The organism is Duganella caerulea (assembly GCF_040362985.1).
GTDB classification, from domain to species: domain Bacteria; phylum Pseudomonadota; class Gammaproteobacteria; order Burkholderiales; family Burkholderiaceae_D; genus Rugamonas; species Rugamonas vulcania.
The window spans coordinates 58,566-69,369 of record NZ_BPWJ01000002.1; the positions used below are offsets into that span (position 1 = coordinate 58,566).

General features: G+C 63.5%; 11 protein-coding genes. 8 read left to right on the forward strand and 3 right to left on the reverse strand.

Annotated features, from left to right (window positions below):
- Positions 1–6: 6 nt before the first annotated feature.
- The 5 genes from ACUJB0_RS05035 (at position 7) to ACUJB0_RS05055 (ending at position 3,413) form a co-directional block, all read left to right on the forward strand.
- A complete protein-coding gene (locus tag ACUJB0_RS05035; RefSeq protein ID WP_444844274.1) occupies positions 7–1,053 on the forward strand; it encodes an RNA-guided endonuclease InsQ/TnpB family protein in 1,047 nt (348 codons plus the stop codon).
- Positions 1,054–1,091: 38 nt separating this feature from the next.
- Positions 1,092–1,448: a VOC family protein gene (locus tag ACUJB0_RS05040; RefSeq protein ID WP_444844275.1), complete on the forward strand. Its 357-nt coding sequence runs from the start codon at positions 1,092–1,094 to the stop codon at positions 1,446–1,448.
- A gap of 85 nt (positions 1,449–1,533) precedes the next feature.
- Positions 1,534–2,226, forward strand: coding sequence for an aspartate/glutamate racemase family protein (locus ACUJB0_RS05045; RefSeq protein WP_444844276.1), 693 nt, complete (start codon positions 1,534–1,536; stop codon positions 2,224–2,226).
- 15 nt (positions 2,227–2,241) lie between these two features.
- A complete protein-coding gene (locus tag ACUJB0_RS05050; protein ID WP_444844277.1) occupies positions 2,242–2,862 on the forward strand; it encodes a glutathione S-transferase family protein in 621 nt (206 codons plus the stop codon).
- Between the two features lie 20 nt (positions 2,863–2,882).
- Entirely contained in the window at positions 2,883–3,413 is a 531-nt protein-coding gene (locus ACUJB0_RS05055; protein WP_444844278.1) for a gamma carbonic anhydrase family protein, read from the forward strand.
- A 5-nt stretch (positions 3,414–3,418) separates the two neighbouring features.
- Here the strand turns inward: ACUJB0_RS05055 and ACUJB0_RS05060 are convergent, their stop codons facing one another.
- Entirely contained in the window at positions 3,419–3,886 is a 468-nt protein-coding gene (locus tag ACUJB0_RS05060) for a hypothetical protein (RefSeq protein ID WP_444844279.1), read from the reverse strand.
- A 22-nt stretch (positions 3,887–3,908) separates the two neighbouring features.
- A complete protein-coding gene (locus ACUJB0_RS05065; protein ID WP_444844280.1) occupies positions 3,909–4,979 on the reverse strand; it encodes an extracellular catalytic domain type 2 short-chain-length polyhydroxyalkanoate depolymerase in 1,071 nt (356 codons plus the stop codon).
- A 240-nt stretch (positions 4,980–5,219) separates the two neighbouring features.
- Between ACUJB0_RS05065 and ACUJB0_RS05070 the strand changes: the two genes are divergently transcribed.
- Positions 5,220–7,520 (forward strand): TonB-dependent receptor domain-containing protein, encoded by a 2,301-nt coding sequence (locus tag ACUJB0_RS05070; RefSeq protein ID WP_444844281.1) that lies wholly within the window; start codon positions 5,220–5,222, stop codon positions 7,518–7,520.
- Positions 7,521–7,546: 26 nt separating this feature from the next.
- Here the strand turns inward: ACUJB0_RS05070 and ACUJB0_RS05075 are convergent, their stop codons facing one another.
- A complete protein-coding gene (locus ACUJB0_RS05075) occupies positions 7,547–8,593 on the reverse strand; it encodes an RNA-guided endonuclease InsQ/TnpB family protein (RefSeq protein ID WP_444844282.1) in 1,047 nt (348 codons plus the stop codon).
- A gap of 119 nt (positions 8,594–8,712) precedes the next feature.
- Between ACUJB0_RS05075 and ACUJB0_RS05080 the strand changes: the two genes are divergently transcribed.
- Positions 8,713–9,885, forward strand: coding sequence for a hemin-degrading factor (locus tag ACUJB0_RS05080; RefSeq protein WP_444844283.1), 1,173 nt, complete (start codon positions 8,713–8,715; stop codon positions 9,883–9,885).
- Positions 9,886–9,944: 59 nt separating this feature from the next.
- Complete coding sequence (locus ACUJB0_RS05085) at positions 9,945–10,697, forward strand: DUF4440 domain-containing protein (protein ID WP_444844284.1); 753 nt, start codon at positions 9,945–9,947, stop codon at positions 10,695–10,697.
- Positions 10,698–10,804: the final 107 nt, after the last annotated feature.

The window sequence follows — 10,804 nt, forward strand, 5'->3', positions numbered from 1 at the left end:
ACATGTATGAAGCTGGTTTACCGATATCGCATCAAATCCTTGACCGGCCTGCTGAACCAGCAAGCACGGGCGGTCAATGTCGTCTGGAACTACTGCAATGACCGGCAAAAGGATGCGTTGCGCTTCGGTCGGCGCTGGCACACGGGATTTGACCTGATCAAGCTGACCACCGGTTGCTCCAAAGAGCTTGGTCTGCATTCGGGCACGATCAACGACGTCTGCCAGCGCTACGCCGCCTCGCGCGCCATGTCACACCGGCCTTACTTGCGCTATCGCGGCCGCAAGGCGATGGGCTGGGTGCCGTTGAAGGGGCGTGAACTCAAGCGTGAAGGCAACGCCTTCCGGTTCGCTGGCCGCACGTTTCGTGTGTTTTACTCGCGCCCTCTGCCGGAAGGGAAAATCCTCGATGGCACCAACTTTTCGCGCGACCGGCGCGGCAACTGGTTTCTCAATATTGTCGTTGAGGTGGAACCGGCACCGGTCCGCGCCCCCGTGCGCGGGGTCGGCATCGATCTGGGCCTGAAGACGCTGGCGACATTGAGCGACGGCAGCGCCATCGAGGCGCCGCATTTTTACCGGGAAGCCGAGGTGGCGCTGGCGCGTGCCCAGCGCGCGCGCAAGAAACGGCGGATCAAGGCCATCCACGCCAAGATTGCCAACCGGAGGCTCAATTTCCTGCATACCCGTACCAGCGCGATCATCGCCGCCTTCGACTATATCGTGGTCGGCAATATCAACGCGCAGGCCCTCTCCAAAACCAGCATGGCGAAGTCGGTCTACGATGTCGGCTGGTCGTCCTTCCGTACACAACTGGCGTACAAGGCTGTTAAGCATGGCGCCTGGTTCGAGGAGGTCGATGAACGTTTCACCACCCAGGTCTGCTCGTGCTGTGGCGCATTGCCCGACACGAGGCCGAAAGGTATCGCAGACCTTGGAGTAAGAGAATGGTGCTGTAGCGATTGCGGTGCTGTACATGATCGTGATCTCAATGCTGCGGACAATATTCTCCGTCGCGGACGTGCGACGCTGGCAGTAGGAATCTCCGCTCTTTAGGGCGGGGAGGACGTCAACTTGATCATTTGTTGGTGCCGGTGAGCGACAAGCTCGCGTCCGCAAAGCAGCTGGCGAAATTGCTGGACGTGCCCTGGTCCCCCACCGGCGTCGGCCCGTTCGCGCCGGTGTTCGTCAACGACGGCCTGACCATTGACTTCGACCAGTGGCCCGAACCCATCCCGCTGCAGCACTACTGCTTCCGGGTGGAGCAGGCGGACTTCGACGCCATCCTCGGCCGCATCAAGGCCGCCGGCATTCCTTACCGCAGCTCGGTCCATGCCGATGTCGACTATCAGGTCGGCAGCTACAACGGCGGCCGCATCGTCTACTGGAACGAGCCCGGCGGCCATCAGTGGGAGATCCTGACCGTCAGCTACGCCCGGGCCGACACTTGAGGAGTGCGCCGTGCGCACCAGCGGCCGCTGCGCAAATGCGCGGCGCCGTGTATGCTTGCGTTCCGGACTTCTTGAGGGGGCGCAGGTGAAAACAATAGGGCTGATAGGCGGCATGAGCTGGGAATCGACGGTGCCTTACTACCGTCAGGTCAACGAGACGGTGAAGGAACACCTGGGCGGCCTGCACTCGGCCAAGGTGGTGCTGTACAGCGTGGACTTCCATGAAATCGAGCGCTTGCAGCATGCCGGCGACTGGGACGCGGCCGGCGCCATGCTGGCCGATGCGGCCCGTTCGCTGCGCGCCGCCGGCGCCGACTTCCTGGTGCTGTGTACCAACACCATGCACAAGGTCGCGCCCGCCATCGAGGCGGCGGTCGACATCCCCCTGTTCCACATCGCCGACCCCACGGCAGCCGCCATCAAGCAGGCCGGCCACACCAAGGTGGGCCTGCTGGGCACGCGCTTCACGATGGAGCAGGCCTTCTACAAGGACCGTCTGCGCGAGCGCCACGGCCTCGACGTGATCGTGCCCGGCCAGCACGACCGCGACATCGTCCACCGCATCATCTATGAAGAGCTGTGCCTGGGCCGCATTGTCGACGCCTCGCGCGTGGAGTACCGCCGCATCATCGCCGGCTTGGTGGAGCAGGGCGCACAGGCTATCATCCTGGGTTGTACCGAAATCTCGTTGCTGGTCGCGCCGCAGGATGCGGACGTGCCGCTGTTCGACACCACCGCCATCCACGCGCGCCAGGCCGCCGAGTGGGCGCTGGCTTAACTCATTGGAGAAAATATGAAACTGATCGGCATGCTCGATTCACCCTATGTCCGCCGCGTGGCGGTGACCTTGCAATTGATGGGCGTGCCCTTCGAGCACCAGTCGCTGTCGGTGTTCAGCACCTTCGATCAATTCCGCCAGATCAATCCGGTGGTCAAGGCCCCGACCTTCCTGGCCGACGACGGCACCGTGCTGATGGATTCGACGCTGATTGTGCAATACGCGGAAGCGCTGGCCATGCCGTCCAGCCGCCTGACGCCGTCGATGCCGACAGAGCTGCTGCGCTCGCTGCGCGTGCTGGGGCTGGCGCTGGCCGCCTGCGACAAGGGCGTGCAGCTGGTGTATGAAGGCATGGTGCGCCCGACCGCGCACCAGCCGTGGGCCGAGCGCGTGACCGTGCAGCTGCTGGCGGCGTTCGATGCGCTGGAGGCGGAGCTGCGCGCGCATCCGCTGTCGGTGGAGGCGCTGGACCACGCCGGCGTGATGACCGCCGTGACCTGGCACTTCATGCAGCAGATGCTGCCGCAAGTGGTGGACGCGTCGCGTTATCCGCTGCAGGCCGAGTTCTCGCGCCAGGCCGAGGCGTTGCCAGCCTTCCGCGCCGCGCCGCATGGCGACAGTACTTACACCGCTTAAACTACCCACACCAGGAAACCATGCCTATCTCCAGCTACCTCAACACCAGCCCCTACTTCGGCGAGAACATCTACCTGCACGCCTCGGCGCAAGTGATCGGCGACGTGCGCGTCGGCCGCGACAGCTCGATCTGGTGCAACACCGTGCTGCGTGGCGACGTCAACCGCATCGTCGTCGGCGAGTGCAGCAACGTGCAGGACTTCGCCATGTGCCACGTCTCGCACAAGCACCCCGGCAAGCCCGAGGGCTCGCCGCTGATCATCGGCGACTACGTCACCATCGGCCACTCGGTGCTGCTGCACGGCTGCACCATCGGCAACGAATGCCTGATCGGCATGGGCACCATCATCATGGACGACGTCGTCGTGCAGGACCGCGTGATGGTGGGCGCCGGCAGCCTGGTCCCGCCGGGCAAGGTGCTGGAGAGCGGCCACCTGTACGTTGGCCGCCCGGCGCAGAAGGTGAGGGCGCTCACCGCCGAGGAGATCGCTTATTTGAAGTACTCGGCGGAGCACTACGTGCGCGTCAAAAACAACTACCTGGCGGGTTGACCGTCCTATAGTTTCTGGCTGGCCCAGTAGCCGAAATCGACGTCGATGTTTTCCAGCAGCGCCACGAAATCCGTGGCCTGGCTGGTCATCAGGTCGGCCGATTGCGAGATCAGGTTACCCTGCTTCTCCAGCAGCTTGGACATGGTGTTGGCTTGCCGCAGCTGCGCGTAGTCCTCGGCCAGGATCGCAAACCCCTTGCGCCAGTTCTGGTTCTGCAGCTGAAGGCGCTGCGCTATCGCCGCCTGCATCTGCGTCAACTCGCTCCACACCGACGGATCCCACAGGCGCGCCGCCAGCGCCATCGACAAGGCGCCATTGTTCATCAGGTGGCTGGTGTCCTTTTGGATCAGCCTTTGCGCGGTCATCGCGTGCGCCAGCGGCGCCACCGTGCCGGTGGCAAACGCGGCGGATTCGGCCACGACGTTCTCGTTTTGGATCGGATTCAATCTGACAGTGGCGGGAAATTTGTTCATTACGTTCTCCATGAATGGGCGCTCAGGCGCAAAGTCGGTCCAGCATTTTGTGGATGGCCTTGATCTGCACCGCCTCGCGTGAATAATAGGGCGACTCCGCGTAGCGGTTGCTGTATCCCCACCAGTCCCAGCAGCCATCCGGGTTCTGGATCTCGCCGTTGTCCGTGCCTTCGGCCTGCGGATACAGCACGATGATGTCGTTGCTTTCGGCGATGTGGTTGTAGCCGGTGGTGGTGAAGTAGCGGTTGCCGTACGGCGGCTGGTTGGCGATGTCCGCGCGGCCGTTGACGTAGTCGGTGTAGTTGTAGCCCTGCTTGCAGCCGTGCAGGGCGATGTGCACGCGCGGCTCGGCCACTTCGCCCGCCAGCACCTTCGACGGAATGTAGGCGTAGCCGAACTTGCTCATGCTGGCCCACGGCGCGTCGTCGCCCAGGAATTCGGTCTGGTCGAAGCACTGCAGCTGGCCGGTGAGCTGCCCGGCGGGCGGCTTCAGCGGGCCGTAGATGTGGCGCAGGATGTCGTGCGATTGCATGAAGCCGCCGTTGTTGATGTACGGCGGCTGGTTGGTCGCCAGCTCCGAGTCTTCCGGGTTGTCGGTGATGATGCTGTGGCCGGCGGGAATGTTGTCGTGATAGGCGATGTTCTCCTGCTTCACGCCCAGCATCTCGTAGAACTCGCGGGTGCGCTGCACCACGTCGGAGTAGACCACGTCGTCCTCGCTGCCGGTGAAGATGTAGAGCCGGTCGTCCGCCAGGTTGGCGATGTCGTCGATCAGGCCGGCCTGGGCCGTTTCGCGCGCCATGCCCACCAGCCGTTGCGCATCCGGGCTGGTGGCCGGAATCAGCGGGTTCATGCAGATGTACAGCGAATTCTCGATGCGGGAATCCTGCGGCGTCACCATGCCGCCGGCCTGGTAGGTCTCGGCGCAGCGGAACGGCCCGCCTGCGATGATGCCGGCGCCCGCGAAGCTGGCCGAGCGCGCCAGGTGCAGCTGCACGGTCATGAAGGCGCCGGACGAAAGCCCGGAGATGGAATTTTTCTGCTTCGACGCCGCATACGATCCGAGTTGAACAATTTTGCCACTGGCTGTCATCGTGGACCTCCTGTTTGAGCTGGGGATGAATTTTCCGGGGGGAACTGACTGGAAGCGGTATTTTGCGGGCGCCTCGCGCTTGGCCTTTGAGGTTCATCAACATAAGCGAAGAACAATTTGATGCAAGAAAAATAATTACTCCCACATGCTTGTAAATGAGAATCACTATTGTTAAGATGTGGTTTTGCCAGCAATCGCCGTAGGTCCGAGAGCCAGCCGTCACCCAACTCCTGGAACTCTATGGCTGCTACCACTTCGCGCGCCCGGCATACGGCCGCGCCTTTCACCCTTCACGCCGTCACGCTGGCGGTGCTCACCTCGCTGTTGCCAGCCCACGCCGCCGACGCGCCCGCCACGCCCGCGCTGGGCGAGATCCTGGTCAAGGCCAAACGCGACGACAGCGGCAATACCCGCAACGGCGCCACCACCATCGTCGACGCCGAGCAGATCGGCAAGAACAACGCCATCGACCTGGCCAACATCGCGCGCTACTCGCCACTGGTCAGCGTGCCGTCCGCCGCCAGCGGCTCGGGCAATATCTGGGATGGCGCCGGCAATACCGGCATCAACATCCGTGGCGCAGAAGGCAACCGCGTCAGCCTGGAACTGGACGGCATCGCGCTGCCCGACGCCGCGCCCAAGCCGGACGCCAACTCCACCAACGCCTTCGGCATCGGCCGCGACTACTTCGATCCCGAGACGTTTCGCGAAGTGCGTATCGGTTCCGGCACCAGCCCGGCCGGCGCCGGCACGCCGGGCATCGGCGGCGCGGTCTCGTTCATCACCAAGACGCCGGAAGAGTACCTGGCCACCCGCAAGCTCTACGCCGACTACAAGTTCGGCTACACCTCCGACCACGCGCAGCGCATGCACGCGGTGACCGCCGCCGCCCAGCTCAACGATCGTCTGCAGGGGCTGATCGTCGGCGTGCACCGCGACGGCGAACAAGGCAAGAGCAAGGGCAGCACGCCGCAGAACCCGGACGACTGGAGCTCCGACGCCGTGCTGGCCAAGCTGAACTGGACGCTGGCGCGCGAGCAGAAGCTCAACTTCACCGTCGACAATTACAAGGCCCAGCACGACCTGGTGTTCGCCAACAAGCTGGCCGCGTCCTACCCGGAAGGCGCGACGCAGGATGCGCGCACCGAGCGCACCCGCTACAGCATCGAACACCATTACACGCCGGGCGCCGGCCTGCTGTTCGACACCCTGGACACCCGCGCCTACACGCAGAACGCGTCGGTGGTGGACCAGACCCGCGCCAGCTACATCACCGGCGGCCAGCCCTACCTGCGCAACATCTCGACCGGCTTCTACAACAACAGCAAGGGCCTGGCGCTGGACGCCACCAAGCAGCTCGATCCGTTGAGCATGCTGAGCTACGGCATCAGCTACGAGCAGCAGGAATCGCGCCGCCCGTGGCTGGAAGACCGCACGGTGCTCAAGACCGGCGCGCACCAGATCACCATGAAGAACCGCATGGCCGACATGGACACCGACAAGCTGGCCGCCTACCTGCGCGGCGAGTTCGGTTTCACGCTGCTGGGCCATCAGGCCACGCTGACGCCGGGCCTGCGCGCCGAACGCCGCAAGCTGACGCCGAAGAACCTGGCCGCCTACCTGATCGCCGTGCCCAGCGCCGCGAAGGAAATTCGCGAGGAGACCGATTCCTTCCTCACGCCCAGCCTGAACCTGTCGGTCGAACTGGCGCCCGGCTTCAGCACCTACGCGCAGTACAGCCGCGGCACGCGCCTGCCGACGGCGGCCGAGCGCACCGGCACCTACGATTCGTTCAGCTACACGGCGGCCGGCAACGCCTACGCCGTGCTGGGCAATCCGAACCTGCAGAAGGAAACCAGCAACGCGGTTGAAATCGGCGTGAAGGGCGCGCCGGCCAACGGCGTGGAACTGAGCGCGTCGGCGTTCTACACCCGCTACAGCAACCTGATCGAATACGCCGCGCAGCCGCTGGACCCGGTCAACTATCCGACCATCACCTTCGGCCTGTATCGTCCGGAAAACGTCGGCAAGGCCAACACCAGGGGCATCGAAGTCAGCAGCCGCTTCCTGCTGGGCCAGTGGGCCGAGGCAATGAAGGGCTACAGCGTGGCGCTGGCCGGCGGCATCTCGCAGGGCACGGCGGAGAACCGCCTGACCGGCAAGAAGGCCGACCTGCCGTCGATCCAGCCCTATAAGGCCAACGCCACCTTCGCCTATGACGATCCGGCCCTGCGCGGCGGCGCGGCCTTCGTGGTCAGCACCGTGCGCGGCAAGCAGGCGGCCGACGACGTGATCTCCGACACCAGCGCCGCGCGCTTCGCCGTGCCGGGTTCTACGGTGATGGATGTCACCGCCTACTGGAACATCGGCAAGCATGCCGTGCTCAACGCCGGCATCTACAACCTCGGCGACAAGAAATACTGGGATTACGCCTCGGCGCGCAGCCTGCCGGCCGGCACCAACGCCGCGACCCTGGCCGATATCGAACGCTACGTCCGTCCAGGCCGCAACTACGCGGTCAACCTCAAAGTGATCTACTAAGGAGTCCTCTTGACGTCCTCTCCGTCCTAAAGAGCGGAGATTCCTACTGCCAGCGTCGCACGTCCGCGACGGAGAATATTGACTGCAGCATTAAGATCACGATCATGTACAGCACCGCAATCGCTACAGCACCACTCCCTTACTCCAAGGTCTGCGATACCCTTCGGCCTCGTATCTGGCAAGGCGCCACAATGCGAGCAGACTTGGGTGGTGAAACGTTCGTCGACTTCCTCGAACCAGACGCCATGCTTAACAGCCTTGTACGCCAGTTGTGTACGGAAGGACGACCAGCCGACATCGTAGACCGACTTCGCCATGCTGGTTTTGGCGAGACCCTGGGCGTTGACGTTGCCGACCACGATATAGTCGAAGGCGGCGATGATCGCGCTGGTACGGGTATGCAGAAAATTGTGTCTGCGGTTGGCGATCTTGGCGTGGATGGCCTTGATCCGCCCCTTTTTGCGCGCGCGCTGGGCACACGCCAGCGCCACCTCGGCGTCCCGGTAAAAGCGAGGCGCCTCGATGGCGCTGCCGTCGCTCAATGTCGCCAGCGTCTTCAGACCGAGATCGATGCCTACCCCGCGCACGGGGGCGCGGGCCGGAGCCGGTTCCACCTCGACGACAATGTTAAGGAACCAGTTACCGCGCCGATCGCGGGAAAAATTGGTGCCATCGAGGATTTTTCCGTCCGGCAGAGGGCGCGAGTAAAACACGCGGAACGTGCGACCGGCGAACCGGAAGGAATTACCTTCACGCTTGAGTTCACGCCCCTTCAACGGCACCCAGCCCATCGCCTTGCGGCCCCGATAGCGCAAGTAAGGCCGGCGCGATATAGCGCGCGAGGTGGCATAGCGCTGGCAGACGTCGTTGATCGTACCGGAATGCAGGCCAAGCTCCTTCGAACAGCCAGTGGTCAGCTTGATCAGGTCAAATCCCGTGTGCCAGCGCCGACCGAAACGCAACGCATCCTTTTGCCGGTCGTTGCAGTAGTTCCAGACGAAATTCACCGTCCGTGCTTGCTGGTTCAGCAGGCCGGTCAAGGATTTGACGCGATATCGGTAAACCAGTTTCATATTTGTTTGACCACTGCGGAACGCATGAGTTCCGTGTTTTCTTCCTTCGCATCGACTCCTGCTGAGTCGTTTCCTTTCACTCCTCGCCCTGAAGGACGAGTTTTTTCGGAATAATTCTGATGAAAGCACATCACCGTTTTGCCCTGGCGCTGACCGGCGCCCTGATGCTGGCCAATCTGCCGGCCCACGCCGCCAGCCTGTCCGGGCGCTATGACGCGCTGCGCGCCGAACAACCCAGGCTGCAACTGCGCGATGCCGCCAAAACGCTCAACGTCTCCGAAGCCGAGCTGCTGGCCACCGGCATCGGCAAGACCGTCACCCGCCTGAAGGAAGGCGAGAACGTGCCGCGCGAAATCATGCGCCGCGCGCTGGACCTGGGCACCGTGATGGCGCTGACCCGCAACGACAACGGCGTGCTGGAGCGCACCGGCATCGCCACGCGCCTCAAGCCGCAGGAAGAAATCACCGGCCTCGACGCCGACAAGGAAAAGGAGCGCGAAGCCCGCATGCGCAACATCGCCGGAGGCTACCTGGGCGGCGAGATCGATCTGCGCTTCACGTTCAAGAACTGGAAGTACGCGTTCGCCGTGGTCCAGCCGGGCAAGGATGGCGTGGTATCGCGCAGCCTGCAATTCTTCGACACGCACGGCAACGCCGCGCACAAGATCTACGTGAAGAGCGATGCCGGCGTGCCGGTGTTCGACAAGCTGGTGGCCGAGTTCCGCAACCCGGTGCAAAGTGCCGAGCTGAATGTTGCGGCAATTCCAGTCAAGGCCGCCGAGAAACCTGACAGCGCCATCGACGTCAAGGAATTGCAAATGGCGTGGAACGAGCTGAGCGACGTGCACCAGTTCAACCGCCTGCTGAGCGAGTTCGGTGTGTCGCGCGAGCAGGCGATGCGCCTGGCCCCGGCCGGCGCCGTGCAGCGCATCACGCCGCTGGCGGTGCGCCAGCTGCTGGAAGAGTCGGCCAAACAAAAGCTGGACATCATGGCCTTCCTCGGCAACGAGTCGACGATCCAGATCTACAGCGGCAAGGTCAGCAAGGTGCAGGAGGCGGGCGGCTGGTTCAACGTGCTGGACCCGGACTTCAACCTGCACCTGCGCGACAGCGCCTTCAACAGCGGCTACGTCATCAAGCGCGCCGGCGTGACGTCGGTGGAATTCTTCGACAAGAACGGCGAGCTGGTGGTGAGTTTCTTCGGCGTGCGCGAGCGGAACAAGCCGCAGCCGCAAAGCTGGGTCGACATGACGGCCGCGCTGCCCAAGCCCGACACCATAGCGCGCCGCTGATTGCTTTAATACTAATGTTTCGCTATGCTGAGCCCCTCATTGAAAAAGGGAGGAATGCCATGTGGACCCATGTATCGAGCATAGAAACCAGCGCCTCGCCGGCGCAGGTGTGGGCAAAGTTTGTGGACGTCGCCGGCTGGAAGCGCTGGAACGCCGGCATCGTCAACATCGAGCTGCACGGTCCCTTCGCCGAAGGCACGCGCTTCACCATGCAGGTGCCGGGCGGCGACACTTTCGTCAGCACCTTGCGGGCGGTGCGCGGGAACGAGGAGTTCACCGACGAAACCGTCATCGACGACAACCGCGTGCTGGTGTTCCACCGCATTGAAGCCTTGCCGTCCGGTGGCAGCCGCATCAGCTACAGCACCGAGATCACGGGGCCGCAGGAAGCCGAGTTCGGCCCGATGGTGGTGGGCGACTTCCCCGACGTGCTGGCCGCGCTGAAGCGCCATCTGGAAATCCCCGCCGCCGAGGAACGCTTGCGGCTGGCGATGCAGGCCTCGGACGTGCAGGCGCTGGACCGGATCCTGGCGGACGACCTGCTGTTCACCAACCACATGGGCCAGATCGTCAGCAAGGCGCAGGACCTGGAGCTGCACCGCACCGGCACGCTGCGTTTCCGCAGCGTCGAGACGGTTGAACTGCAAGTGCTGGGCAACGCCGCGCTGCCGATGACGTCGATCTGCGTCAAGCTCGACGGCACCTACGGCGGACAAAGCTTCGAAGCCTTGCTGCGCTTTACGCGCATCTGGCGGCAGGCGGACGACGGCCAGTGGCAACTGGTGGTGGTCCACAGCAGCCCGGTGCATTGACTTGCATGGTTAAGGCCGCATGTTGTTTTTCGTTCGCGTGAAAAGTATCGGTTGATTTTTCGAGCCGGCGATGTCAGATTGTATAGGTTGACAAATACGCACGGAGC

Bases quoted from the DNA above. Each gene is read 5' to 3' on its own strand.
- ACUJB0_RS05035 (WP_444844274.1), top strand. From the start codon at position 7: ATGAAGCTGGTTTACCGATATCGCATCAAATCCTTGACCGGCCTGCTG.
- ACUJB0_RS05050 (WP_444844277.1), top strand. From the start codon at position 2,242: ATGAAACTGATCGGCATGCTCGATTCACCCTATGTCCGCCGCGTGGCG.
- ACUJB0_RS05055 (WP_444844278.1), top strand. From the start codon at position 2,883: ATGCCTATCTCCAGCTACCTCAACACCAGCCCCTACTTCGGCGAGAAC.
- ACUJB0_RS05060 (WP_444844279.1), bottom strand. From the start codon at position 3,886: ATGAACAAATTTCCCGCCACTGTCAGATTGAATCCGATCCAAAACGAG.
- ACUJB0_RS05065 (WP_444844280.1), bottom strand. From the start codon at position 4,979: ATGACAGCCAGTGGCAAAATTGTTCAACTCGGATCGTATGCGGCGTCG.
- ACUJB0_RS05070 (WP_444844281.1), top strand. From the start codon at position 5,220: ATGGCTGCTACCACTTCGCGCGCCCGGCATACGGCCGCGCCTTTCACC.
- ACUJB0_RS05075 (WP_444844282.1), bottom strand. From the start codon at position 8,593: ATGAAACTGGTTTACCGATATCGCGTCAAATCCTTGACCGGCCTGCTG.
- ACUJB0_RS05080 (WP_444844283.1), top strand. From the start codon at position 8,713: ATGAAAGCACATCACCGTTTTGCCCTGGCGCTGACCGGCGCCCTGATG.
- ACUJB0_RS05085 (WP_444844284.1), top strand. From the start codon at position 9,945: ATGTGGACCCATGTATCGAGCATAGAAACCAGCGCCTCGCCGGCGCAG.